The following is a 22,944-nucleotide window of genomic DNA, read 5'->3' as shown; positions in this document are numbered from 1 at the left end:
ACCGCGTCTCCGGCGCTGCCGCTCAAGACGCGACTGCCGCCGGTCCGGCACGGTGGGCGTGCCGGACCGGAGGCAGTTCGCGTTGCGTCTCCCCTTCGACGCTAGGCGGTGCGGTTCCGCCGGACGAGCCCGACCGCCGTGTCGACGACGAGGAATCCGAGCAGCGTGATGCCCAGGAGGGGCAGCGCCCAGCCGAGCGCGGCGACGCCCGGGACGCCGATGATCAGCACCGGCAGGGGCAGCTGCCGCCACGTCCCCCGTGCGGGGGCCTTGCCCAGTGCCGCCGTGCGGTCGCCACGCGTGGGCCGGCGCTGCCACCACATCCGGTAGCCCCACACGATGACGGCGATCAGGCCGAGCGCGATCAGCGCCAGCAGGATCTGGTTGACGATGCCGAACAGCAGGCCCATGTGGCCCTGGACGCCGAGCTTGCTGAGCTTGGCCAGGACCGGGTAGTCGGCCCACCTGCTCTCCGAGGTGACCTCGCCCTTGGCGGCGTCGACGGCGACCTGGTCGTAGTGGACCGGCCACAGGTCGTCGTCCTGGGCCACCGTCCAGGCGGCCGCGTCGTCCGTGGGCGGCGTCAGCTCCACCCGGCCGCCGAGCCCGGCGTCGCGGGCCACCCCGAGGACCGCGTCGAAGTCGGCGGGGTCCGCCGACGCCGCGCCCTGGTCCGTGCCGTGTCCGGCGTGCCCCGCGCGCTCGCCCTCCGTCGCCTCGGCTCCGCCGGGCAGCGAGGTGACCAGCTCGGGGGCGTGCCCCTTGGCCGCGTCCAGCAGCTGCCCGAACCGGTCACCGGCGTAGTGGGACCAGGTCAGCCCGGTGGCGCTGAGAGCGAGCAGGCCGACGGCGATCCACACGCCGGTGGCCGCGTGCCAGCTGCGGGTACGCCGTACGCCCCGGGCGGAGCGGTCCGGCAGCAGTACACCGCGCGCCGAGGCGGCGCGCTGCCCGCGGGCGCGTCCCAGCCACAGGACGAGACCCCCCGCCACGATCACCCACAGCCAGCTCGCGGCGACCTCCGAGTACAGACGCCCGGTCTCACCGAGGTGCAGGTTGCGGTGCAGGTCGTCCAGCCACGTGGTCAGCGGCGTCGAGCCGTACCACGTGGTCAGCTCACCCTTGACCTCGGCCGTGTACGGGTCCACGAACACCGTGCGCTGGTTCTCGCCCAGCTCCGGCAGGGACAGCACCACCCGCGTGGTCTCCTCCGGGCCGGACGGAGTGATCACCGAGGACAGCGTGCCCTCCGGGTGGGCCGCCCGGGCGGCGGCGATCTGCTCCGCCAGGGGGCGCGGTTCGTCACCCACCTCCGCCACGCCGAGCTGGTCGCCGTAGACGAGCTGGTCGAGCTGGGGCGTGAGGGTGTAGGCCAGCCCCGTCAGGGCGGCCACGAGCAGGAAGGGGGCGACGAACACCCCCGCGTAGAAGTGCAGCCGTACGAGCAGCGCCCGTACGCCCTTCCACGAACGGCCGGGTTGTACGGGACCGGTCCCCGAGGTGGCCGGTGGTACGGCGGGGCCGTCGGCCTCCGCGACGGCCACCGCGGCTTCGCCGTGCTCGTCTCTCGGCGTGTGTTCCTGTGTCGAAGTCATGCGTGCATCCCCAATCGGCGCCCGGCGCGCAGGGCGCGGGCGCTCGTGAAGTCGACGATTCGGTCCGCCTTCACGGCGGTACGGCGTGACGGGCCTGCCGCTCCGGCACCGGGCGCGCGTGGATGCGCCGGGCGGGCGGTGTGCGCGGGCACGCCGGACTGCGCCCGTCATCGCGACGGGGCGTGACGGACGGTCAGGAGCAGATCGCCGGCTGCGGGGGGCCGCGCCGTGTGACGCTGTGCCACAGGGCCGCCTGGTGGTCCAGGCGTGGGGGGACGTGGAAGGACGCGGGCGTCGCGGGGGCGGGTGAGGTGACGACGGCTCGGACGCGCGAGGCCCGGCGCAGTGGGGCGAAGAGGAAAGCGGCCAGGGATCGGCCGAGTTGGAAGGCCGCGGCCTCGCCGCGCCACAGCCACAGCCCGCACAGGACCGCGGCCAGTGTGTGGGCGGAGAGCATGCCGGTGGACCAGCCGCCCATGGCGGCGGTGCTCATGGGCATCGCGGCCGCGGCGGCCGAAGACCGATGTCCGGCCGTCATGTCGGCGGGGGCGGCGGCAAAAGCCTGGGCGAGGCTGAACCAGCCGTGCAGGGCGAACTGGGTCGCGACGGTCGCCACCATGACCGCCGGGGCACCGCGCTCACGGCGACCCGCCAGCCACCACGCTCCGGCGGTGGTGGCGGCGAACCCGTACCCCACCGCCCAACCGGGAACCGCCCGCGACATCAGGGCGTGTCCGAGACCCGTCACCGCCACGCACACGGCCGCGAACACCGCGGCACGCGCGAGGCGGAAGGCGGGCCCGGATGTCATGGGCAGCAATGATGCCATTGACCACCCGAATGAGGGACGGGGCACGCGGAAGCACCGACGGCGCACGATGGCCTGTGCTGGCTACGCGCCGTCAGACCCCGCGTCCTACAGCTCTGTCGAGCGAACCATGCCGAGGGACCGCAGCCCCTCGCTCCCGCACAGCCGGTCCGACGCGCCACCGACCACCGTCCGCAGCGGCTGGTACGGGGCGCCGTGGACGCTCCCCTGGTGCATCGCCGCCACCTCAGCGCGCGGCCGTAGCCCCGATCGCGGTGCCCAGGTAGGACCCCGAAGTACTGGGGCATGAGCCGGCGGGCGGCCCGCCGGCGTACCGGCGGGCCGCTCCATCCCCACAACCTGGCGGCAGGCGCTTTCCGCCCGATCGCGCCCATGACCTCCCCACAGGTTGATGCAGCGACCCTACATATTGCTTGACACAGCAAGCAAGTTGCAGAGGGGTCGCAAGGATGTGCCCTGCGGACAAACCGCAGTCTTTTCCCGATTCGGCCCGTATCCGGATGAAACGATTTAGCATGCCCATGTTGGAGCTGGCGGCGACCTTGGGCACGTCACAGAGAGTGCCCGGGCCGTCATCAGGTTTTGCTTTCGCTGACGCGGTGACATCGTGAACCAGGCATTTCGCACGGACATCCTTCCGCCCCACGAGAAGGCGGAGTACTGGACGGACGCAGTCCACCAGGCAGTCACCAGGCTTGAGATCCGGCCCCCCGAGGACGGCACGTTGTGCGGATCCCTCTGGCTGGCCTCGGTCGGTGCCATCCATGTGGGCCACGTCGAGGCAAGCCCTCAACGGATGGCCCGGACCAGAGGGATCATCGCCAACGACGCCGGCAACGCGCTCATCGTGAGCCTGCAGGAAGCAGGCAGCAGCGTCGTGGCGCAGGACGGACGCGAGACGCTCCTCACCCCCGGAGAACTGGTCCTGCTCGACTCCCGGCGACCCTTCTTCAGGGACTTTCCCGGCAGCTTCCGTCAGAACATCGCTTCCATCCCACTCGAGATGCTGGACCTGCCCGATGCGTATCTGGCCCGTGTCATCGGCCAGCCGTATCGCCCCACCCATTACATCGGCGGAATCCTCGCCGCGTACGTGACCAGGCTCGCCGCGGCGGCGGAGTCCGAGACCTGCCTGGCAGGAGCACAGCAGTACCTGGAGCGGGGGATGCTCGACGTGCTGACCGCGCTGGTGGCACACGACGGCCGACTCAACGCCGACGTCACGCCCACCGCCGAGGAGACGATGCGGCTGCTCGTCCGCGACTACATCAAGGCCCACCTCGGCCGACCGGAACTCTCCCCGGCCGTGATCGCGGCCGCGCACCACATCTCCGTGCGCTACCTGCACAAGTTGTTCCAGGGCGAGGACATGACCGTCGGCCGATGGATACACCACCAGCGGCTGGAAGCCTGCCGCGAGGATCTCGCACGTCCTGACCTGGCCGGGTTGACGGTGGCGACGATCGCGCAGCGATGGGGTTTCGTCAGTCCCGCGCACTTCAGCCGGACCTTTCGTGCCGCCTACGGCATCTCCCCGGCCGCGTGGCGCCGAATGGCCCTCACCGGTCTTCCCGGGCACCTTTGAGCGGCGGCTACGACGAGGCACCGTTCATGATCAGCGCCATCGCATGGGCCTGACGCCTTCCGACGGGTCGGGGTCCGCCGGGCAGGGAAGGACCGCCCCGCCCCCCTCTCCGTGGCGGGCCAGCGCGATCATCGCGAGATCGTCGGCCGGCAGGGCACCGCAGTGAGCGACGATGTCCTCGAGGATCTCCGCCAGGACGTTGTGCAGGCGCTCGTGACACAAACGGTGCTGGTCATGCCACGTCCACGAGGTGGCGCGTTCCAGGAGCGGGAAGGACATCCCGCTGCAGTCGCGGGCCTCGATGAGACCGTCGGTGTACAGCAACAGCGTGTCGTGGGGGCCGAGTTCGAAGGCGTTCTCGTGGGCGCGGATGTCGCACAGCGGGCTGAGCCCGAGCGGCGGGCAGGGCGTGCCGGGCAGCAGGACCAGTTCTCCCGAGCGTGCCCGCACCGGGGGCGGATGGCCGAAGTTGACCATGCGGGCATCGGGCTCACCGTCCGGCACCTCCAAGATCAGCGCCGTCGCGAAGCGTTCGTCCACGTCGCAGCGTGCGTCGTCGTCCGCGTCGGCCAGGTACCGCAGGAAACTCTCCTCCAGGCGGGTGGACAGCTCGACCAGGGAGACGGGCTGCGGCGCCCATTCACGGAAGGCTCCGAGGATGGCGATGACGTCGAGGAACGAGGGCAACCCTCTCCCCCGGACGTCGCCGATGATGATGCGGGTCGCCGCGTCGGCCCGGGCGACCGCGTAGAGGTCCCCGCCCACCCGGGCCTGTCCGCCGCAGGCGCGGTAGACGGAAGCCAGATCGAGGCCGCCGACACGCGAGGGAAGCGGTCGCAGCAGCACACCCTGCACGGCGTCGGAGACGGCGAGGGCACTCGCCACCCGCCGGCGGTACAGCCGGAGCAGCCTGCCGTATGCCACGGCTGCCGCCGGTGCCGCAACCAGCTGGAGGAGACGGCAGGCGGTCTTCACCCGACCGCGCAAGGGAACGGCCGCGCAGATCGTGAGTACCCCCAGCAATGCCCCCGCGATGGGCACGAGCCGTACCACTGGCATGTCGTCGAATTGCTCAAGGTCAGTCATGCCGCACCTCTCCTTTCCCACGCGCCCGCCCTGTCGGTTGGGAGGCTGCGGCGGCCGCCGGGGCGGGCGCTCATCGGGGGTCCGGTGGTCGTCGCGCCACGACCGTAGGCGAGGCGGAGCAACGAAGCTTGCGCGGCGGCGCATGAGATCTTGACCATGCACGCAGCATCCCGAGGGTGGCGCCTCGAAGGCGGCCCGCGACTCGTGCAGGAAACACGTCGCCAAGGGCGGGCCGGGAGCGACAGGCGGTGCTGAGGCCGCGTCACGCGATGTTCGTGCCGCTGCACACGCTGCTGTGGGGCGAGGCCGGTTGGCCGATCCCCCCGCCCGCCTACACCCCATCGGCGCACGGGTGGATCGACCACGGCGAAATAGGCGACTGGCCATCTATTACGCCCGAGGAGTTCACCCGGCCATGGGCGACCAGATCAGTTTTCCGGCATCACGGGCGAGTCGATGTCCAGATCGCCGAGCGATTCCCCGTACTCGGCGAATCGCCGGGCGTCCCAGACGGGGGCCGGCACACCGGGTACGGGCTCGTCGCCCCTCATGAAGAGGACCTCAGGGCCGCCGGGGGTGAACAGGAAGAGAAGCTTGGCGTGGCGGGTGCTCTTGTTCAGGAAGCGGTGCCGGGTGCCCGGCGGAACGTACAGGAAGTCCCCCGATCGCGCGATGATCTTCTCGTCGCCGTTGAGGAACTCGAGTTCACCGTCGAGGAGGTAGAAGGCCTCGCTGTTGCGGTTGTGGACGTGCGCCACCGGCCCGGCGCCGGGCGGTACGTCAGCCTCGACGAAGCCCAGGTGCCCGTCGGTGACGCCGGTGTGGACCTTGACCGAGTAGACGTTGTCGGACACCCACTTGGTGATGCCTTCGCCGGCGGGCACGTGGATGGCTCCACGCTTCGTCCAGCGAGGGTCGTCGGCGTCTATCTGCAGCATGGGAAGACTCATCAGAACTCCTGACAGTGGTAGCAGGCGCGGTCGACCCCGCCGCCTGACAGTTGTCAGACTAGCCGGTCCTGACAGCTGTCAGGCAAGCGGGTCCGTGCCTCCGGTCGCCGCCGGCGCTCGGTTGCCCGGGTTCCCGGCACGCGTCGCACCCGCGCGCTGAAGCGTGTTTCCCGGCGCCTGGCCCCTGCGCGGGCGGGTGGGCTGCTGTGCGCTCCTGTCGACGCACGACGGTAATCTTTCAACCGGATGCCGCCTCTCGTAGCCGATCCGACCCCTCAATCCGTCAGGGCGGTTGCGGGCCGCGGCACAGGTGACGTGCTTCCGACCGCCGGCAGGGATTCCGTCGCTCGGCCGAGGAAACCAGGAGGATGGGCGAGGTGTCAGTGGCGGAACACGGCGAGATGGACGACAGGCAGGACCGCCGCCGTCGGGTGAGAACGCCACAGGTCGACCTCACCGATTCCGAGATCCTCCAGCGCGGACTCGAGGCTTTCGCCGAATTGGGCTACCCGGGTGCGTCCGTGCGCGAACTGGCCAAACGCCTGGGGGTCAACCACAACTTCATCAACGACCGCTTCGGTTCGAAGGAAAAGTTCTGGCGCGCGGCGGTCGACCATGCCCTCAGGGCTCCCATCCAGCAGCTCATCACCATCCTCGAGGGTGACCTGGACGATGTCGAGAAGTTCAAGTGCGTCGTTCGGACCTATCACTCCCTGGCCGCGAACATGCCCCACGCGAACCGCATAATTTCCGATGAGTCCGTTTTCGAGTCCGACCGTCTGAACTATCTGTACCGCGAGTACACCGGCCGATTCCTGGAGAAGCTCGAACCGCTTGCGCAGCGGCTCATTGCTTCAGGCCGGATGCCGGCCATGAGTTTGGACGTACTGTTCAGCGCACTCACGGGACCCGCAGTCGTCATGGCCCAAAATCAACTCGTGCGCCGCATGAACGAAGCGGGGGATCCGCGGACCGACGAGTGGCGGCAAAAGACGGACTCTTTGGCCGAGGTGGTCATTCGAGGGCTGCTCAGCTAGAGATCCACCTCACTCGGCCCGCTCAAGGGCCTGCGGATGGGGATCGTGGACGTGCGGGCCGGCATGAGACCGGCGGTTCGGGGCACACGGTGACTGACACGGCGGACAACTCAAGGGTGATGACGTGACGACATCCACGCGGCAGTCCACGGACGTCATCGAGCCCCCTGCGGGATCGCTGCCCACACGGGCCCTCCAGGACGCGGCTCTGCCGTGGATCGCGGACGCCGGCCACATCGCGCCGAAGGATGCCCGCCAGTTGTCGAAGCTGTTCTTCGACCGGCTGCAGAGCATTGAAGAGGGCACAGCCGAGTACAGCTACGCGCGCAACACACTGATCGAGATGAACGTGTCTCTGGTCCACTTCGCTGCCCGTCGTTTCCGCAGCCGTGGTCCCGAGGAGCAGGAGGACATCCTGCAGGTCGGCACCATTGGCCTGATCAAGGCCATCGACCGGTTCGACCTGAGCCGCGAGGTCGAGTTCACGACCTTCGCCGTTCCCTACATCGTCGGAGAGATGAAGCGGTTCTTCCGCGACACCTCCTGGGCCGTGCACGTGCCGCGGCGCCTGCAGGAGTTGCGGGTGGAGCTGGCCAAGGCCCGTGACCACCTCACTGCGGTCCTCGACGCCCCGCCCGGTGTGGCGGAACTGGCGGCGTACCTGGAGATCGGCGAGGAGGAGGTCATCGAGGGTATGGTCGCCGCCAACGGCTACAACGCCGGCTCCCTCGATCTGCCCACTGACGAGGAGGGTGAGGGTGGCAGCCGCTCCTACGCCGACACGATAGGTGCCTGCGACCCGGCGATCGAGAAGGTCGAGGACCTGCGGGCGCTCGCCCCCATGCTGGACCAGTTGGGTGAGCGTGAACGTGTCCTCTTGCAGATGCGGTTCGGCCAGGAGTTGACCCAGTCCCAGATCGGCGTCGAACTCGGGCTCTCCCAGATGCACGTATCCCGGCTGCTTTCGCGGCTGCTGTCCAAACTCCGTGCGGGGATGCTCACCGACTCCTGAGCCCGCGGCCTCCTGGGAGTGGCTGATCATCGCCGCCTGCGGCCGCCACGTGCCCGCCCGGAGGAGCGATCAGGACTCTGCTCATCGTCCTCCTCTTCGTCGCCCTCCTCTTCTTCGTCCTCCCCTTCCTCATCGCCCTCCGCGTACTCGTCCTCCTCTTCTTCTTCGTCCTCCCTGTCCTCTTCTTCCTCGGCGTACTCGCCCTCCTCTTCTTCGTCCTCCCCTTCCTCTTCGTCCTCGGGGTACTCGCCCTCCTCTTCTTCTTCGTCCTCCGGGTACTCCTCTTCCTCGTCCTCCCCCTCTTCGCCCTCGGGGTACTCGCCCTCCTCTTCGTACTCGTCAGGCTCCTCCGAGCCTTCCTCTTCGGCGGCCTGCTCTTCTTCCTCGATGGCTTCCTCGTGCGTCCGGACCACTTCGCCGTCGCGAATCTCGCCGCGCCAGCCGTCCGCTTCCTCGTCGGTAAGGGTCACGTAACGCTGGAAGTGCTTGAAGTCCAGGCGCAGACGACGCCCTTGGGCGCGCCAGACGTTTCCGGTCTTCTCGAAGAAGCCAGAGGGGTAGTACTCGACCACGAGCACGATGCGGGTGAGGCTGGGTGCCAATTCGTGGAAGCTCACGCAACCGCGCGTGGTGCCCTTGGCGCCCTCCGAGGTCCAGACGATGCGTTCGTCCGGCACCTGCTCCTGCGTCGTGGCCTTCCACCCGCGTGTCGACGGACCCACCTTGACCTTCCAGTCGCTGTCCGCCTCCTTGCCCCGTGACGCACTGCGGACGCCCTTGGTGAAGCTGCTGAACTTCTCGTACTGAGTCCAGTGGTCGTATGCGAAGCGCAGCGGCACACCCACGTCCAGCACTTCAATGATGTTCATGACCTTGGACGTACCGGACTTACGGCCCTTGCCCCCTCCGCCGCCGAACACCCCCTTGACCTTGTCGACGACGTTGTCCTTGATGCTCTTCGCCTTCTCACCGATCAGAGCCTTGACCGGTGAGTCCCCTTGGAGCATTCGCAGACCCGCCTTGGGGAGCACTCCGCCCCCGTCAGCCACACCCTGGAGCCCGCTGGTGACGTCGCCGAGTTTGTCCGTGGCCTTGTCCGCCAGATTCTGTACCTGGGCCCCCAGGAAGTTCGTGAACGCGCCGCGCAACTGGTCGAGCCCCGAGCCCTGTTCGCCTTCGCGTGTCGTGCCGGCCATGGGCCTACCTCCGCCGTGTGGATGCCTTCTTCGCCGCCGTCTTCTTCGCCGCCGTCCTCTTGGCCGGAGCGGAGGACTTCTTCGCAGCTGCCGTCTTCTTCGCGGGAGCGGAGGACTTCTTCGCCGCCGTCTTCTTCGCGGGAGCGGAGGACTTCTTCGCCGCCGTCTTCTTCGCGGGCGCCGTCTTCTTGCCTGTTGTCTTCCCGGCCGGCGCCTTGTGGGGAGCCGCCTTGGCGGGGCGGCGGGTTCCACCACGGCTGCGCGAACCCTCATCCCGGCCCGCGTCCTTGCGAGCTGCCCGGCGACGCCTGGGCTCGGGCTTCTCCGGCTCCTCCTCTTCCGTCTCTGCCTCACCCTCGGATGTTTCCCCTTCTTCTTCCTCCTCCTCGGGCTCCTCCTCGGGCTCCTCCTCTTCCTCCTCTTCCTCCTCTTCCTCCTCGTATTCGTCCTCGGGCTCCTCCTCCTCTTCCGGCTCCTCTTCCTTGCGCTTGCCTATGCGCTCAGTGCGTGCTTGCAGGGAGTCGGCCAGCGCCGAGAGCTTGCGGTCGGCAACCGCGCCCATCGCCTGACGGCCGGCTTTCAAAGCCTCACCGCGTAGCTGCTCGCTGAGTTCTTCGAATTGAGGCAGTTCACGCAGCCTCTTGACCCCTTCCGTCAGCAGCTGTTGGGGTTCGAGGCCGACCCGCCGTCCGGCCAGGTAGGTCGCGATGCCGAAGGCCAGCCGCCCCTTCTTGGTCCGGCCGAGGATGTAACCTCCGGCGACCGCGACAGCAAGAGCGACTTTGGGTACGTCGTTCATCGAGTTTCCCTTCGATGAGGGTTACCGAGCTGGTGTTCCGGCTGGCGCCCGCCGTCGCCGGGAACGGGGGCTCGCTCGTCAGGGCGAAGCGTCCGCATGGGGTGGCGGGCAGTGGCCGCGCTGCTCGCTCCGCTATCTCCAGTCTGGGTTGTGACGTCAGCAGGCGCATGCGGAGAGCGGAACGCCATGGAGAATTGCGGCCACCCGATCCGCGCCTCCGCGGTCCGTGAGTCGCCTTGCCACCTCATGCGCCGACGTGGGCGGGCTCCTAGCATGGGGTGTATGTGCGCAGATGACGTCCAGCGGCCTCTGAGGCAGCCGGACTTCACGGCCGACGCCGTGCCCACCAGCGCAGTTCCTGGTCACAGGGCGAACGGGACGCGTCAGCGAGCGGTCGGTCTCGCCGAGGCGACCGGACACGGAGCCGCGGGAGCCGCCCACCAGGTTGGCGAGATGGCGGAGGCGGCCGCCGGGGCCATGGAACCGCTGAAACCCAGACTCCGCGGCTGGTTGCACGCCGGCATGTTTCCGGCCTCACTGATCGCGGGCATCGCGCTGATCTGCCTTGCACGCACAACTCTGACGACGCTCGCCTGTGGAATCTACTCCGCCTCCGCGTGGCTGCTGTTCGGCACCAGCGCGCTCTACCACCGCGGCACCTGGCGTCCTCGCGGGGAGACGGTCCTGCGCCGACTGGACCACGCCAACATCTTCGTGATCATCGCCGGCACGTACACACCCCTGACCGTGGTCCTTCTTCCCCAGCACAGACGAGCCGTCCTGCTGGGACTCATGTGGGCCGGCGCACTCGCCGGAGTCGCCTTCCGGGTGCTGTGGGTGGGGGCTCCCCGCTGGCTGTCCACCCCTTGCTACCTTGCGCTCGGCTGGTCCGGCGCCTTCCTCCTACCGGACTTCATGCGCGTCGGCGGGCCCGTGGTCGTGATCCTGATCGTCACCGGCGGAGTTCTCTACACCGCAGGCGCAGTGGTGTACGCGACGAAGCGACCCGACCCCTCTCCGCGCTGGTTCGGGTTCCACGAGGTCTTCCACACCTTCACCCTGGCTGCTTTCACGACCCACTACGCGGCGATCGCCCTGACCGCCGTCTGACCGGCATGTGACCTGCGGTTCCTGGCGTGCGCAGCGGGGTCCGTGGAGCGTAGCGTGGGAAGTGTCCGCCCGGCCGGCCGTGTGAATACCCCACGAGGCCCGGGCCCCAACCGGGCGGCCCAGGCTGTCCGCAGCGTCGATCCCTTCCGGCATGCCGCGGCCGAGAGGCCGGCAGCAGGGGGACGCACGCCTTCACGCGGGAGTGGATTCCGGCCTCTGATCAGCAGTGGCAAGCCTTTACGGGAGGAGCTCATGGCCGTACAGCACCGTTTGGTGGGCGGATCCCCAGAGGAGGTGTGGGCCGCCCTCGCCGACGGCTCCCGCTACGGCGAGTGGGTCGTCGGCCCCTCGCATTCCCAACAGACCGACGACCGGTGGCCGCAGGTCGGGTCCTGCATCGAGTACAGCGTGAACATGGGACCCCTGGTCGCGGAGGGGAAGACGGTCGTCCGCGTCTGCCGGCCGCCCCGGCAACTGGAACTGGAGGCCGAGGCCGGATGGCTCGGCACCGCTCGCATCGCGATCGAGCTCCGTCCATGGGGCGAGGACACCCTGATCATTCTCGACGAACATCCGCTGCGGGGCCCTGGCGGCCTTCTCCACAACGCGGCGCTTGACGCATTGATCCAGCTCCGGCACCGCAGCATGCTCGGCAGGCTGGCCGACGCCGTGGAGAACGACGTCAGCGAGCGGGAGAAGGCGAGCTGACCCGGGGTTTGCGTGCGCGTGCCGGCGCTGACGGTGCTCCGAGGCGTCCCTGTTCGCAGCGAGGACACGAGCCTCCATGGTGGTGCCATGGACGGCAGCACCGCCGCCCCACACCGGCAATCGTCCTCCTTGTCCCCGGCGCCGGACCGCTGGTGGCTACGGTAGTCGTGTGACCGTCCATTCGATGACGTTGTGCGATCGATCCAACACTTTCTGATGTACCGGAGGCGGTCGTGGGGGCACGGAGACGTTTGCATGAGGGCCTCGCGATCCCAGGTGAGACGCGGCCTGACGGCCTGCCCGTGGCACTGTCCGACCGACGGCGGCTGGCCGCGGTGGAGGCGACCGGGTTGCTGGACACCGGCCCCGAGGCGGCATTCGACGACCTGGCCCAGCTCGCGGCCTCGGTGACCGGCTGCGGGCGGGCATTCATCACCCTGGTCGACGAGCGTCGTTCGTTCTGGAAGTCCTGCGTCGGGGTGGACGCCGGGGAGGTGGCCGAGCGGCAGATGCCCGTCCGGGAGAGTTTCTGCTCCTTCGTGGTCGGCCGGCACGGGGAGCCGTTCGTGGTCGCGGACGCCGTTGCCGACCCCCGCACGAGCGGTCATCCCGCGGTCACGCGGATGAAGATCGGAGCCTGGGCCGGGTACCCGATCCTCGCCCCGGGCGGGGAGGTGCTGGGCAGCATGAGCGTGGTGGATGAGAATCCGCACGCCTGGCAACCCCAGGAACTGGCCGAACTGGCCACGATCGCCCGCGCGGCCAGCAACGAGATCAACCTGCGCACCTCGCTGGCCGTTGCCCAGGACGCCCTGGAGACCGCTAGCACGCTGGCCCGCAGCCTCCAGGACAGCCTGCTGCCCCCGGTACTGCAGAAGGTCCCAGGCCTGGAGACGGCCGCCTCGTACTTGCCGGCGGCCGGTGGCAGCACCGTGGTGGGCGACTTCTACGACCTTTTCCGGGCCAAGGGGCCTTGGTGGTGCACCGTGATGGGCGACGTGTGCGGGAAGGGCACCGAAGCGGCCAAGGTCACCGCCCTGGCCCGCTACACGCTGCGCGCCGAGGCCACCCAGCACAAGTCCCCCGCCTCAGTGCTCGATCACCTCAACTCCGCCCTCATGGAGCAGCGCAAGGGAGAGCGGTTCCTGACCGCCGTCTATGCCACTTTCCGCACCACACCCGCGGGAATCGCGGGGCGGCTGTGCACCGCGGGACACCCCCCGGCCCTGATCCGCCGGGCCAACGGCCGTATCCAGGAGGTCGGACGGTCCGGAAGCCTGCTGGGCATCCTCGCCGACGTCAGGCTGACCGACGTCCCGTTCCGGCTCGCCCCGGGCGACGCCCTGCTGCTCTACACCGACGGCGCCACCGAGGCCCGGGCCCGTCGCACCGCATCTTCCGTCGCCCGGCCGCAGTTCGGCGAGGAAGCACTGGCCGCCGCCTTCGCCGGCTGCCGAGGAATGGATGCGCAGGGCATCGTCACCCACCTCGGCGACCTCATCGCCGAGCACACGGGTGACTGGGCCAGCGACGACACCGCCCTCCTCGCCCTGCGCGTCCCCCCGCGTCCCTGACGGGGCGTGGGACAGGGCGGGCGGCCTTGCCGGTGTCCTACCGTGCCCGATGAGGGCGCCCTATTCGACGCGGCGCGCTTTGTGCCTGCCGACGTCGAAGCGCGCCCGGGTGGGCAGTTCGGTCAACCCGGTGCTCTCGCGTGCGTGCGCGATCGGGCCGTGACACAGCGCCTGCAGGACCGGGGCGGGTGCGGCGTGATCCGTCAGCGTGACGGCCACGTCGAGCCGGGGGTGCGCCGGGCGTCCGGTCATGTGGGCGCCCGCCCGCCCGACGCCGGGCAGAGCGCTTGCTTCGGCGGCCACGGCGTCGCTGAGGGCGCGGCCGCGCAATTCGACACCATCGGGCGGAGGTGTTCCGCCCAGGTGCACCGAGCCGGGACGTTGACGTCGGAACTGGGCGAGCAGCCACAGGAGCGCCAGGACGGTCGCCAGGGTGAGGCCGGCGATGACGGCGGGCCACCACCACCAGCCCTGGTCGCTCCAGCGGATCCGGTCGGCGTTGCTGAGCAGGACGTCATTGTGCGTGGTCAGCGGCCAGCCGGCGGGCGCAGCCACGTGAACCCGACGGTAGAGGTCGAGAGCTGCGGTGAGGATCAGCAGCCCGCCACCCAGTAGCACCAGGCCGCTGATGGCCAGGAGGAGGCGGTTGAGTGTGGATCGGCCGTTCATGGCGCGCTCCCGGGCGGGGTCAGCGGGTGTGGTGTCGTAGGCGGACCGCCAGCCGTGGGGCATGTGCCAGAGCGAGCTGGCGGCACTGGTCCTGCAAGGCCTGGGTGAGGTCGTCGCGGACGGTCGCCGGGTCGCGGAAGCGGACGTCCGCTCGGGCGATGACGCGGCGGCGTCCGACCCGGACCCGGGCTCGGGCTATGCCCGGGACCCGCATCGCGGCGTCGCGCAGCACCAGTTCGGCTCCCCGACGGTCCAGCCAGGCCCGCAGTCCGGTACAGCCGTCGGGGGCCCGCAGCGGCAACTGCCGGCGCAGGCCTGGGGTGAGCGCGAGGACGAGCAGCCACAAGCCGAGGAGGACGGCGACGGAGGCGCCGAGCAGCAGCCACAGGTCGTCGACCGGGCGGCTGGCCAACTCGTCGGCGAGGCGCGTGCGCCACGCCCCGGCGCGCTGCCCGGCACGCACGGCGATCACGTCGTACAGCACCACCCCAAAGGCGCAGACTGCCACCAGGGCCACCACGGTGGCCGGGATGCGACGTGTCGACCACAAGCGAGGTGACCTCGCCCCACGGCTGTCGCGCGCCGGCGACCTCGCCGCGGGAGCACGGATGCCGTGCCGGCCCGAGCCTGCGTCTCTTTCGGTCTTGGGCCGCGATGCATGGCGACCGGGCGGTGCGATACCGGAGGGGAGAGTCATGGGGGGCTCCTTGGTCTGCACGTGACGACGGCTGGTTCCGTCCGGCGCCGCTGAGGCGGCGGGGGTCACTGAACGCGGTCCGGTCCGCCGACGGTGGCCAGGCGCCGGATCGTCAGCGTGACGTCGCGGACGTCCAGCCCGGTCAGTTGGGCCACCCGTTCGGCGACCTCGCGCTGCAGTTGCCGGCAGGTGACGGCGATGTCAGCGGGGTACGGAAGGTCCACCGACAACGCCAGTTGTGCCGTCCCGCCGTACGTGGTCACGCGAGCCCCCGGTGCGGCCAGCTCCGTGCGCGGCTGCCTCGGGCCGACGAGTCGGCGCAGCGCCGTGCCGGCGACCCGGACGGCGATGCGGGCCACGACCCGGTCGGGTATCACCGTCGCGCCACGCGCGGCAGGCGGCACGCGGCCGTGGACGTCGTCCGCAGGCTCGCCGGGGGGACGGCCGGACGAACCGGCGGCACGGGTGGTGGTGTTCACCGTGGCCGCCGGGCGGACACGTCCCGCTGCCGCCGGGTGAACACGTCGGCGTCACCCTGCAGGACGAGACCGACACCCAACCCCACGGCGCCCAGGACCGCTACCAGGAGGAAGGCCCAGAACCCGCCGAAGAAGCCGGCGAATCCCAGTGCCATTCCGGCTGCCAGACCCACTGTCGCTGTATTCATGATTCACTCACCTGTCCCGCGCCGGCGTGTGCCGCCGCCTCGGGCGCGCTTCGTGCCGCGTGGGTGGACCCACTGACGGCCCACTGACGGAGTTCATCGGACGCGGCCCTCGCCCGGCTCGGTTTCGTCTTCCTCTTCCTCGTCGGGCAGCTTCACGTCGTCGACGACGAGGTTCACCTCGACGACCTCAAGGCCGGTCATGCGTTCCACGGCGGAGATGACGCTGACGCGGACCTCTGCTGCCACATCGGGGATGGCGTAGCCGTACTCGACGACGACGTCGAGGTCCAGCGCGGCCTGGCTCTCGCCCACCTCGACCTTCACCCCGCGGCTTACGCTTCCGGTCCCGCCGCCGGGGACGCGTTCGCGCATGGCGCCCATGGCCCGGGCCATGCCCGCACCGAGGTTGTGGATCCCGGGGACCTCGCGAGCGGCAGTTCCCGCGATCTTGGCCACGACGCCGTCGGCGATGGTGGTCTGGCCCCGCGTTTCGGGGGAGGTGTTCGCGCCGGTCGGCCCCTTGAGCATCGTCCCGGTCCCGGCGGAGCCGTCCTGTCCGGTGAAGGGACGGTCGGTGGTGTCCGTCATGGCAGTCGCCTCGATCAGTTGCTGCGGGCACCGGTACGGCGCCCGTCACAGGTTTGGACACATCCGGGAGGCAATTCGTCATGCATGTTCGCGAACCGGCATCACATGCCTGAAGCCGGGCACGCGTAACACCGCAGGGAGGAGGTGCGGTCATGACGCACAGCGCCGGCACTTCCCCGCGCCGATCGGCCGTACTCGGCACGCCCCCGAGCCCCGTTCCCCCAGGCCTGGCCGACGGCCTGCCGTCCGCGCCGGACGACCTGCTGGCGACCCGGGCCGGCGAAGGCGACGAGGAGGCATTCGCGATCCTGGTGCGGCGTCACAGCCGCCCGCTGCTCGCCCTGGCCTTCCACACGCTGGGCAACCTGCAGGACGCCGAGGACGCCGTCCAGGACGCTTTCATCAGCGCCTGGCGGCGCCTGCCCGATTTCCGTCACGGCGCGGCGTTCAGGACCTGGATGTACCGCATCACCGTCAACCGCTGCCTGAACTCCCTGCGCCACCGGCCGGCCCCGGTACCGTTGAACTCGGTGGCCGAACCCGCCGCCCCCGGAATGCGGAGCTCGCCGGCGCGGGCAGCCGAACAGGACGCCCTCACCGACGCTCTGGCCGGTGCGCTCGGCGCGCTGGAACCGCAGCAGCGCATCTGCTGGATCCTGCGGGAACTGCACGGACTCCCCTACTCCCAGATCGCCCACGTCACGGGCACCACCGAGCAAACGGTCCGCGGGCGACTGTACCGAGCACGACGAACCCTGAAGGAGGCACTGGGCCCATGGCGCTAGACGACCATCCCCCCCGGCCTCCGGCGGACGGCTGCCCTCTCGACGAGGTCCGCCGTCACACCGGCGACGAAGTGCTCACCTGCGGGCGCACTCTCAGTCACGCCTGGGAGCAGGCCAGGGACACCGGTCCGCCCGTAGACCCCCACGTCGCCGAGTGCCCTTACTGCCGTGATGCCGTCGACGGCCTGGCCGCACTGGACAGGGCGACGCAGGCGCTGCGGGAGCAGGAGCCACCCAGCACACAGAGCCTCGTCTCCCGCGTCATGGACATCGTCCGCAACGAGGTACTGCTGGGGCCGATGCTGCCGCTGGGCGACCCCACGCGCACTCTGCGGATCGCCGAACACACCGCGGCCGGCGTGCTGCGGAGCGCCGCGGACTCGGTACTCGGCGTCACGACCGCAAGTTGCCGCCTCACCCGCGCCGACGAGCCGACGGGCATACGCGTGAGCATCGCTCTGGCCGCCGCTCTGAACCGCCCTCTGCCTGAGACCGCGGCACTGGTGCGACACGCGGTACGGGACGCCGCCGACAACGCACTGGGCCTGTTGGCGGCCGCGATAGACGTCACGGTGATCGACGTACGCTACGCCGGATGGTCGCCGAGCATCTCGGAGCCCGCGCACGGCGGGCCGGAACCCGCCCCATGACGGGTTGCGACCCTGCCGACATTCGCCGGAGCGCCGCCGAGGCCGCCCTCGGGGTCGACGGGGTGCTCGGCTTGCAGCCCACTCTCGCCAGCCGCCTCGCCCGAGCCGCTTCACGCCCGGTTCCGGGAGCGGCACACGACAGGTTCGCCTCGCCGCTGTCGGGCATCCGCGTCGCGCGCGACCCGGACGGCTCGGGCTGGCAGGTGGAGATACGCTGCGTCCTCGCCGAGGGTCACCGAGCCGTGGACGTCGCCCGCACGGTCCACGACCGGACCCGGGCGTCACTCATGCCGCTCGTCACGGCCCACGGGAGCGGGGAGGCCCTCACCGTGACCGTCACCATCACCCGGATCGCACGGACACGTGCGTGATCCGGCCCCGAATGGGCCCGCGTCCATCGTCGTTGCTGCGAAACGGCGTCGAGAGACTAGGGATTCGTCTCCCTCTTCCCGCGAGGAGGCCCGCCAGACGGCTCCTGCGGGTCCACCCCGGTGGTTTCCGAGGCGTCTTCCGTCCCGCTGGGACGTCCCGAGGGGCCCCGCCGCCCCGTGTCCCGGATGCCCCTCTTGCCGGACTTCCCCGACCGTTCCTCGCCACTGCGGGAGATGCCTTCCACGGGCGTGCCCTCCAGCGAGTCCTCTATGTCCTGCCGGCTCGGTTCGCGGTTCTTCCCGCCCGGCGCATAGGTGTCCGGATGGAAGGAGCGATGCGCGCTCGGGTTCTCCTCCTGGCGGGTCGCGTCCACATCCTGCGACCATCCGTGCTGGTCATCGCCCTTGAACCGGCTCGGACCCTCGCCCTGCCGACCCTTACTGTGCTTCTTCTCCATGACAGCCTTCCTTCATCAACCCCCAGAGGAATGATTTGCCCTATCTGCAACCATGCCCAATATTGGACACTCAAACGGGCAGGCGTGGGGCCACAGGGCAACGTCGCCGTAGCGACCGACGAAACCTGAGAGCCGCCGCCAGTGGGACTATCGGGGAATACGGAAGGGGCCGGCCCCCGAAGGGTGCCGGCCCCGACCCTGATGCTTTCCGACGTCAGCCGATCGGAACGATGTTCTCGGCCTGCGGGCCCTTCTGGCCCTGCGTGACGTCGAAGCTCACCTTCTGGCCCTCCTGGAGCTCGCGGAAGCCCTGGGTGGCGATGTTCGAGTAGTGGGCGAAGACGTCAGCGCCGCCGCCGTCCTGCTCGATGAAGCCGAAGCCCTTTTCCGCGTTGAACCACTTCACGGTGCCAGTTGCCATGATGAAGCATCTCCTTCTGGAGCAGTTGCCTGAAGTCCACACTGCGCGGACTCCTGTCGCCGCAATGACCCTCCGGAAGGACCGGAAAAACAAAAATGCACCTGTGGGTCAGGTGCACATAACGTTCATGGGTACCAAAACTGCAACACAACAAAGCTAACACACATGCTCCGCCGGCGGTGGATCACGGAGACCGAATTATTCGTGTCCTTCTCCTGTCGCTCCGGCAGCCTTACTGTGCGACGCTGACCCCCCGAGGTACATCCGACCATCGTGTGGAGACCCAGTGCGCTGCATCATCGCCGGTTACCCCTTCGACCTCACCCCCAGCGAGGTGCAGCAGGCCATGAGCGGCGTCTCCCCCGAACCCCTGGCCGGCGAGTCCGTACGTATCGGGCAGCAGTACTACCCCGTCAAGCAGGTGGGCGCCGTGATCACCCGCCAGGACCGACGGGACTTCACCGCTGCAGAGGTCACACGTGCCATGACGCGCCTCGGATTCACCTGCCACACCGTCACCGCCGCCACCGACGTCTGATCGTCGGCGGCCCTCACCTCGGCGGGCACCCGGCGCGGGCTCCGTCGGAACCGACGACGGAGTCCATGAGACGGCGCGCCTCATCAGGCGTCGCGCCCGGAGGCACGACCAGGAGGTCGCAGCGGCCGACCCCGTAGGACACCAGACAGATGGTGTTCGGCCGCGGGGTCGCGGCGGCCCGGTTGATGTGTATGTTCCGGCCCCCGAACCGAAACTCCTGCGGCCCCATGCGCCACATCGGACCGCTCACCGTGATGCGGCTGATGCCGGGCCAGCGTTCGTCCAGGGCCGCCAGCAGACCGGGCAGGCCCTTGCCGAGATCGTGGCTCCGCGGCCACCATACGCCGTCGAGCCAGTGCGGCCCCAGGTCACGCCGGACCAGCCTGACCCGGACGGGCCCCTCCTCGGCCCCGGGGCGGGTGGCCTGCATGCTGCCGATGGGCATCTCAGCCACCCGTCCGTGAAGCGGCGGCGAGCCACCGCTGGAATCCGCTGTGCAGCTGCGGTGTGTGGGCGGTGTCCACCGTCAGATGCAGTCGGGTACCACTGCCCGTGACGCCGGCGGGGTAGCTGCGTTGTTCGGTGCTCGCGAACCACGTACGCAGTACCTCAGCCACGCGTCGTGCCACTTCGGGAGAGGCGGCGGTGATACGGACCTCGGCGAGTTCGCCCTCCGGGAGCGATGCGTCGGTTCCCATGTGTGTCTCCAGTCTTCTCGCGACGGACCCGCAGCTCACCGGCCGCCTTCGCCCTCACACGCCGTTTCCTGGCCGTGGGTTTCCGGAGTAGCGGCCTGCTCGTGGTTCCTTCGCGTGATCCACGCCTCCGTGGCGGTCCGATCGAGAGGACGAAAGCCGCGGGCCAAGGCGAGTTCGGCGGCACCGGTTTCCGAGTGGACCCTGGAGCGCGGCCACCATGCTCGGGCCCACCCGTCTAACCGCGATCTGCCAAGTGTGAGGCACAACCCTGCCCCGGCCGGAGGGCACATGTGGGCGTGCGTCGCCCGAATCGTCGTCGCGGCCATGACGCCGCCTTCCGGCCCGGCTGGTGCGCCGGGCATGCCCATTTCCGACGACGACGCCAACGCTGATGCCAACGCACGAAATGCCTTCGGTGCCCCCACCGTACTCCCGATTACCGACGATCAAGGTTGCCACGGCTCTGACCAGCGAGAACGGAGGCTCCACCCCACACAGGAGCCGCCTGCCGCCCATCGCGGGTAGTACGCGCCGCTCCGGCGACTGCGGGCGCGGACCGCCCGCCGCTTGTCGCGGGCATCGCCCACGAGAGCCAGTCCCACGGCGAGCAGCTCACCGTGCTCGGGCTGGCGGAGGACGCCGTGGGACGGCAGGTCGACATCGCCATATCGTGCGGGCTCGGACACCGCTCCCCGCAGGAAGCCGAGCGAGCGGTCGCCCGATGCCCGCCCGCGGCGACGCGGGCGCCGGAAGCCCGGGCCTCGGCGCCGGCAACCACGCTCTCACGGAACGCGCGGCGTCGAGGAACTGAACCGAAGCGAGGCAAGCCGTCAGGTCCGCCACGAGATCCGTGACGGCTACCTCCGTGATTACCTGACCTCCCGACGTGGCCGACGTGCCGTCAGGACGTAACAGGCCAAGGACGTTTACGTCCATTCGCCTTCTCTTCCAACCCGCGTGACCTGCGGCGAAAGTAGTTCCTGCCACCGGGCGTCACACCCGAGACATCCTTCACAGCTGCACCTGCAGGGCAGCTGTTTGGGCCGGGGATGTACCGCCGCCCGCTCGTACTACCCACCGCAGGAGAAATCATGAAGCTGAGCCATGCCCTCCGCCGTACCACCGCCGCCGTGGTCGCCGTCAGCGCGATGTCCCTCGGCTTGGTCGCGACCACCGCCGGAGCCGCGCACGCCGTCGCGTCGTGCACCGGTGACGTGTCGATGTACGGCACGCTGTCCGACGGCCGGCTGACGTACACGCAGATCGAGCCGAACACCGGCGACCGCGTCAAGACGCTCATCGGCCCGAACCTCGGCTTCACGCCCAAGACGATGGCGGCCCTCAACTTCAACACGGTGCTGGTCACTTCGACCACCGGCGACCTCTACCGGGTCGACGTGCAGACGAACAACACGTCCCTCACGCTCGCGGGAGTCGTCAAGATCTGGGACGGCGGCTGGACCTTCGACAAGTTGGTCTACGACGGCGCCGGTCACCTCTACGGGACGGTCGACGGCCAGCTCCACCAGTACTTGGTGTCGCAGGCCAAGCCCGCAGGGTCGGCCCACATAGGCCAGCACGTCGTGATCGACACCGGCTTCGTCCTCAAGACGCTCGCCGCCGCGGGCGACGACCGCATCATCGCCTCGACCTCGGACGGCCGACTGCTCAGCTACAAGATCAACGGCGTGAACGACTGGGACAGCTCGGTCCTGAAGCCGAGCGGCTGGTCGGCGGTGGACTCGCTCTCCTCGCCGGGCGGCGGTCTCTACTACGGCCGTACCAACGGCGGCATGTACTGGTACCACGACTCGGACCCGACCGACGGTGACGGCAGCGACATCGCGTACCACTCCGACGACCCGGTGGACGCGTCCGGCTGGACCCAGAGCCTGCTGTCGGCCTACGCGAACAACTGCGCCTACGTGGCGCCGGCCCCGCCCAAGTCCGTGCAGGGCGGCACCATCTACCGCAACGAGGTCATCGCCCGGGCCAAGGACTGGTACAACCGCAACATCCAGTACAGCCAGAGCGCCTACGCCACCGACGTCGACGGCGACCACTCCTACCGCACCGACTGCTCCGGCTTCGTCTCCATGACCTGGCACCTCACCACCTCGCTCACGACCGAGACCCTCCCCAGCGTGAGCACGCAGATCAACAAGGCCGACCTCAGGCCCGGTGACGCGCTGAACGACTACTCCGACCACGCCGTCCTCTTCGCGGGCTGGAAGAACCAGGACGCGGGCACCTTCTACTACTACGCCGAGGGCAGCACGGCCACGGACATGAACTACTCGACCGCGAACGTCTACAGCGGCGACATCGGCGGCCACCCGGCCTCGTCGTACGTCGCCCTGCGGTACAAGAAGATCGCCTGACGCCCCACCCGACGCCTCGAAGGCCCCGCCGGTCCCCGCGGGGCCTTCGAGGCGTCCTCGACCCGGAGCTCCGAGCGCTTCAAGCGCCTGCGTGCGAAGGGGCGGCAGGCCTACACTCGGAAGATGACCTTGGAATGGGAACAGGTAATCGTTCACTCGGTGGATCCGGTGGCCTTGGGGCAGTGGTGGGCCGAGGCTCTCGGCTGGGTCGTGGTCCACTCCTCCGACGACGAGTTCGAGATCCGGCCGGAGCCGGATCGCATGCCAGGGTTGGACTTCGTCCGGATCAACGAGCTCAAGCAGGGCAAGAGCCGACTCCATCTCGACTTCAGGCCCGATGACCAGGACGCCGAGGTGTCCCGTCTCGAGGCCCATGGCGCCAAGCGTGTCGACATCGGCCAGGGTGACCAGTCGTCGTGGGTCGTCATGGCGGACCCCGAAGGCAACGAGTTCTGTGTCCTCGGCAACCGACGTCAGTGAGAACCCCCGCGCCTGACACCGATCCACTCAGGCGGACCGCGGCGGCCGACGCCCACCAAC

Annotated in this window: 27 protein-coding genes and 1 pseudogene; 12 read left to right on the top strand and 16 right to left on the bottom strand. The window is 69.5% G+C overall.

What is annotated here, in order from left to right; all coding sequences use genetic code 11:
* Positions 1 to 101: 101 nt before the first annotated feature.
* From OG937_39870 to OG937_39860, 3 genes and pseudogenes are all read right to left on the bottom strand, one after another.
* Positions 102 to 1,595: a PepSY domain-containing protein gene (locus tag OG937_39870; protein ID WUD77435.1), complete on the bottom strand. Its 1,494-nt coding sequence runs from the start codon at positions 1,593 to 1,595 to the stop codon at positions 102 to 104.
* 193 nt (positions 1,596 to 1,788) lie between these two features.
* Positions 1,789 to 2,406: a hypothetical protein gene (locus OG937_39865; GenBank protein ID WUD77434.1), complete on the bottom strand. Its 618-nt coding sequence runs from the start codon at positions 2,404 to 2,406 to the stop codon at positions 1,789 to 1,791.
* A 105-nt stretch (positions 2,407 to 2,511) separates the two neighbouring features.
* Positions 2,512 to 2,717, bottom strand: a pseudogene (locus OG937_39860) (GNAT family N-acetyltransferase).
* A gap of 314 nt (positions 2,718 to 3,031) precedes the next feature.
* Between OG937_39860 and OG937_39855 the strand changes: the two are divergent.
* Entirely contained in the window at positions 3,032 to 4,009 is a 978-nt protein-coding gene (locus OG937_39855; protein ID WUD77433.1) for a helix-turn-helix domain-containing protein, read from the top strand.
* Between the two features lie 30 nt (positions 4,010 to 4,039).
* Here the strand turns inward: OG937_39855 and OG937_39850 are convergent, their stop codons facing one another.
* A complete protein-coding gene (locus tag OG937_39850) occupies positions 4,040 to 5,095 on the bottom strand; it encodes a serine/threonine-protein phosphatase (protein ID WUD77432.1) in 1,056 nt (351 codons plus the stop codon).
* 428 nt (positions 5,096 to 5,523) lie between these two features.
* A complete protein-coding gene (locus OG937_39845) occupies positions 5,524 to 6,045 on the bottom strand; it encodes a cupin domain-containing protein (GenBank protein WUD77431.1) in 522 nt (173 codons plus the stop codon).
* A 368-nt stretch (positions 6,046 to 6,413) separates the two neighbouring features.
* Between OG937_39845 and OG937_39840 the strand changes: the two genes are divergently transcribed.
* Together OG937_39840 and OG937_39835 are read left to right on the top strand one after the other, a co-directional pair.
* A complete protein-coding gene (locus OG937_39840; GenBank protein ID WUD77430.1) occupies positions 6,414 to 7,082 on the top strand; it encodes a TetR/AcrR family transcriptional regulator in 669 nt (222 codons plus the stop codon).
* A gap of 157 nt (positions 7,083 to 7,239) precedes the next feature.
* Complete coding sequence (locus OG937_39835) at positions 7,240 to 8,094, top strand: SigB/SigF/SigG family RNA polymerase sigma factor (protein WUD79023.1); 855 nt, start codon at positions 7,240 to 7,242, stop codon at positions 8,092 to 8,094.
* Positions 8,095 to 8,120: 26 nt separating this feature from the next.
* Here OG937_39835 and OG937_39830 read toward each other — a convergent pair whose 3' ends face one another.
* Positions 8,121 to 9,290 carry an SRPBCC family protein gene (locus tag OG937_39830; protein WUD77429.1) on the bottom strand — a complete coding sequence of 390 codons (1,170 nt, stop codon included), beginning with the start codon at positions 9,288 to 9,290 and terminating at the stop codon, positions 8,121 to 8,123.
* A 4-nt stretch (positions 9,291 to 9,294) separates the two neighbouring features.
* Positions 9,295 to 10,089 carry a histone protein gene (locus OG937_39825; protein WUD77428.1) on the bottom strand — a complete coding sequence of 265 codons (795 nt, stop codon included), beginning with the start codon at positions 10,087 to 10,089 and terminating at the stop codon, positions 9,295 to 9,297.
* Positions 10,090 to 10,542: 453 nt separating this feature from the next.
* On the opposite strand from OG937_39825, the gene OG937_39820 reads away from it, so the two are divergent.
* The 3 genes from OG937_39820 (at position 10,543) to OG937_39810 (ending at position 13,481) form a co-directional block, all read left to right on the top strand.
* Positions 10,543 to 11,199, top strand: a complete 657-nt coding sequence (locus OG937_39820) for a hemolysin III family protein (GenBank protein ID WUD77427.1) — start codon at positions 10,543 to 10,545, stop codon at positions 11,197 to 11,199.
* A 252-nt stretch (positions 11,200 to 11,451) separates the two neighbouring features.
* Entirely contained in the window at positions 11,452 to 11,907 is a 456-nt protein-coding gene (locus tag OG937_39815) for an SRPBCC family protein (protein WUD77426.1), read from the top strand.
* Between the two features lie 302 nt (positions 11,908 to 12,209).
* Positions 12,210 to 13,481: a SpoIIE family protein phosphatase gene (locus OG937_39810; GenBank protein WUD77425.1), complete on the top strand. Its 1,272-nt coding sequence runs from the start codon at positions 12,210 to 12,212 to the stop codon at positions 13,479 to 13,481.
* 60 nt (positions 13,482 to 13,541) lie between these two features.
* Here OG937_39810 and OG937_39805 read toward each other — a convergent pair whose 3' ends face one another.
* The 5 genes from OG937_39805 to OG937_39785 form a co-directional block, all read right to left on the bottom strand.
* Positions 13,542 to 14,150, bottom strand: a complete 609-nt coding sequence (locus OG937_39805; protein ID WUD77424.1) for an alkaline shock response membrane anchor protein AmaP — start codon at positions 14,148 to 14,150, stop codon at positions 13,542 to 13,544.
* A gap of 19 nt (positions 14,151 to 14,169) precedes the next feature.
* On the bottom strand, positions 14,170 to 14,700 hold the full coding sequence (locus OG937_39800; GenBank protein ID WUD77423.1) for a DUF6286 domain-containing protein: 531 nt from the start codon (positions 14,698 to 14,700) through the stop codon (positions 14,170 to 14,172).
* Between the two features lie 212 nt (positions 14,701 to 14,912).
* A complete protein-coding gene (locus OG937_39795; protein WUD77422.1) occupies positions 14,913 to 15,326 on the bottom strand; it encodes an Asp23/Gls24 family envelope stress response protein in 414 nt (137 codons plus the stop codon).
* Entirely contained in the window at positions 15,323 to 15,514 is a 192-nt protein-coding gene (locus OG937_39790) for a hypothetical protein (protein WUD77421.1), read from the bottom strand. Before OG937_39790 ends, OG937_39795 begins: the two co-directional genes overlap by 4 nt.
* A 93-nt stretch (positions 15,515 to 15,607) precedes the next feature.
* A complete protein-coding gene (locus OG937_39785; GenBank protein ID WUD77420.1) occupies positions 15,608 to 16,102 on the bottom strand; it encodes an Asp23/Gls24 family envelope stress response protein in 495 nt (164 codons plus the stop codon).
* 152 nt (positions 16,103 to 16,254) lie between these two features.
* On the opposite strand from OG937_39785, the gene OG937_39780 reads away from it, so the two are divergent.
* Genes OG937_39780 through OG937_39770 form a run of 3 tightly spaced genes read left to right on the top strand, consistent with a single transcriptional unit; the run spans position 16,255 to position 17,908 of the window.
* Positions 16,255 to 16,887: a sigma-70 family RNA polymerase sigma factor gene (locus tag OG937_39780; protein WUD77419.1), complete on the top strand. Its 633-nt coding sequence runs from the start codon at positions 16,255 to 16,257 to the stop codon at positions 16,885 to 16,887.
* A complete protein-coding gene (locus OG937_39775; protein WUD77418.1) occupies positions 16,878 to 17,537 on the top strand; it encodes an Asp23/Gls24 family envelope stress response protein in 660 nt (219 codons plus the stop codon). Before OG937_39780 ends, OG937_39775 begins: the two co-directional genes overlap by 10 nt.
* Positions 17,534 to 17,908, top strand: coding sequence for a hypothetical protein (locus OG937_39770; GenBank protein ID WUD77417.1), 375 nt, complete (start codon positions 17,534 to 17,536; stop codon positions 17,906 to 17,908). The genes OG937_39775 and OG937_39770 overlap by 4 nt, the downstream gene beginning before the upstream one ends.
* A gap of 56 nt (positions 17,909 to 17,964) precedes the next feature.
* Here the strand turns inward: OG937_39770 and OG937_39765 are convergent, their stop codons facing one another.
* The gene (locus OG937_39765) at positions 17,965 to 18,366 is read right to left on the bottom strand and encodes a hypothetical protein (GenBank protein WUD77416.1); all 402 of its coding nucleotides are present in this window, start codon (positions 18,364 to 18,366) and stop codon (positions 17,965 to 17,967) included.
* A gap of 214 nt (positions 18,367 to 18,580) precedes the next feature.
* Positions 18,581 to 18,787 (bottom strand): cold-shock protein, encoded by a 207-nt coding sequence (locus tag OG937_39760; protein WUD77415.1) that lies wholly within the window; start codon positions 18,785 to 18,787, stop codon positions 18,581 to 18,583.
* Between the two features lie 286 nt (positions 18,788 to 19,073).
* Between OG937_39760 and OG937_39755 the strand changes: the two genes are divergently transcribed.
* On the top strand, positions 19,074 to 19,325 hold the full coding sequence (locus OG937_39755) for an SCO5918 family protein (protein WUD77414.1): 252 nt from the start codon (positions 19,074 to 19,076) through the stop codon (positions 19,323 to 19,325).
* A 13-nt stretch (positions 19,326 to 19,338) separates the two neighbouring features.
* Here the strand turns inward: OG937_39755 and OG937_39750 are convergent, their stop codons facing one another.
* Both OG937_39750 and OG937_39745 read right to left on the bottom strand, forming a co-directional pair.
* Complete coding sequence (locus OG937_39750; protein ID WUD77413.1) at positions 19,339 to 19,770, bottom strand: DUF5994 family protein; 432 nt, start codon at positions 19,768 to 19,770, stop codon at positions 19,339 to 19,341.
* 1 nt (position 19,771) lies between these two features.
* Positions 19,772 to 20,023, bottom strand: a complete 252-nt coding sequence (locus OG937_39745) for a hypothetical protein (GenBank protein WUD77412.1) — start codon at positions 20,021 to 20,023, stop codon at positions 19,772 to 19,774.
* A gap of 1,091 nt (positions 20,024 to 21,114) precedes the next feature.
* Between OG937_39745 and OG937_39740 the strand changes: the two genes are divergently transcribed.
* Entirely contained in the window at positions 21,115 to 22,404 is a 1,290-nt protein-coding gene (locus OG937_39740) for a tachylectin-related carbohydrate-binding protein (protein ID WUD77411.1), read from the top strand.
* Positions 22,405 to 22,527: 123 nt separating this feature from the next.
* Positions 22,528 to 22,884 carry a VOC family protein gene (locus OG937_39735; protein WUD77410.1) on the top strand — a complete coding sequence of 119 codons (357 nt, stop codon included), beginning with the start codon at positions 22,528 to 22,530 and terminating at the stop codon, positions 22,882 to 22,884.
* Positions 22,885 to 22,944: the final 60 nt, after the last annotated feature.

The organism is Streptomyces sp. NBC_00510, assembly GCA_036013505.1.
Classification (GTDB): domain Bacteria; phylum Actinomycetota; class Actinomycetes; order Streptomycetales; family Streptomycetaceae; genus Actinacidiphila.
Note: the sequence above shows the minus strand (reverse complement) of the source record. Positions and strands in the feature narration are given on the sequence as shown.

What these genes read in the sequence shown, in the direction of transcription:
- OG937_39870 (WUD77435.1), bottom strand. Translation starts at nt 1,595, where the DNA reads ATGACTTCGACACAGGAACACACGCCGAGAGACGAGCACGGCGAAGCC.
- OG937_39865 (WUD77434.1), bottom strand. Translation starts at nt 2,406, where the DNA reads ATGACATCCGGGCCCGCCTTCCGCCTCGCGCGTGCCGCGGTGTTCGCG.
- OG937_39850 (WUD77432.1), bottom strand. Translation starts at nt 5,095, where the DNA reads ATGACTGACCTTGAGCAATTCGACGACATGCCAGTGGTACGGCTCGTG.
- OG937_39845 (WUD77431.1), bottom strand. Translation starts at nt 6,045, where the DNA reads ATGAGTCTTCCCATGCTGCAGATAGACGCCGACGACCCTCGCTGGACG.
- OG937_39840 (WUD77430.1), top strand. Translation starts at nt 6,414, where the DNA reads ATGGGCGAGGTGTCAGTGGCGGAACACGGCGAGATGGACGACAGGCAG.
- OG937_39830 (WUD77429.1), bottom strand. Translation starts at nt 9,290, where the DNA reads ATGGCCGGCACGACACGCGAAGGCGAACAGGGCTCGGGGCTCGACCAG.
- OG937_39825 (WUD77428.1), bottom strand. Translation starts at nt 10,089, where the DNA reads ATGAACGACGTACCCAAAGTCGCTCTTGCTGTCGCGGTCGCCGGAGGT.
- OG937_39820 (WUD77427.1), top strand. Translation starts at nt 10,543, where the DNA reads ATGGCGGAGGCGGCCGCCGGGGCCATGGAACCGCTGAAACCCAGACTC.
- OG937_39815 (WUD77426.1), top strand. Translation starts at nt 11,452, where the DNA reads ATGGCCGTACAGCACCGTTTGGTGGGCGGATCCCCAGAGGAGGTGTGG.
- OG937_39805 (WUD77424.1), bottom strand. Translation starts at nt 14,150, where the DNA reads ATGAACGGCCGATCCACACTCAACCGCCTCCTCCTGGCCATCAGCGGC.
- OG937_39790 (WUD77421.1), bottom strand. Translation starts at nt 15,514, where the DNA reads ATGAATACAGCGACAGTGGGTCTGGCAGCCGGAATGGCACTGGGATTC.
- OG937_39785 (WUD77420.1), bottom strand. Translation starts at nt 16,102, where the DNA reads ATGACGGACACCACCGACCGTCCCTTCACCGGACAGGACGGCTCCGCC.
- OG937_39780 (WUD77419.1), top strand. Translation starts at nt 16,255, where the DNA reads ATGACGCACAGCGCCGGCACTTCCCCGCGCCGATCGGCCGTACTCGGC.
- OG937_39775 (WUD77418.1), top strand. Translation starts at nt 16,878, where the DNA reads ATGGCGCTAGACGACCATCCCCCCCGGCCTCCGGCGGACGGCTGCCCT.
- OG937_39770 (WUD77417.1), top strand. Translation starts at nt 17,534, where the DNA reads ATGACGGGTTGCGACCCTGCCGACATTCGCCGGAGCGCCGCCGAGGCC.
- OG937_39765 (WUD77416.1), bottom strand. Translation starts at nt 18,366, where the DNA reads ATGGAGAAGAAGCACAGTAAGGGTCGGCAGGGCGAGGGTCCGAGCCGG.
- OG937_39760 (WUD77415.1), bottom strand. Translation starts at nt 18,787, where the DNA reads ATGGCAACTGGCACCGTGAAGTGGTTCAACGCGGAAAAGGGCTTCGGC.
- OG937_39750 (WUD77413.1), bottom strand. Translation starts at nt 19,770, where the DNA reads ATGCCCATCGGCAGCATGCAGGCCACCCGCCCCGGGGCCGAGGAGGGG.
- OG937_39745 (WUD77412.1), bottom strand. Translation starts at nt 20,023, where the DNA reads ATGGGAACCGACGCATCGCTCCCGGAGGGCGAACTCGCCGAGGTCCGT.
- OG937_39740 (WUD77411.1), top strand. Translation starts at nt 21,115, where the DNA reads ATGAAGCTGAGCCATGCCCTCCGCCGTACCACCGCCGCCGTGGTCGCC.
- OG937_39735 (WUD77410.1), top strand. Translation starts at nt 22,528, where the DNA reads ATGACCTTGGAATGGGAACAGGTAATCGTTCACTCGGTGGATCCGGTG.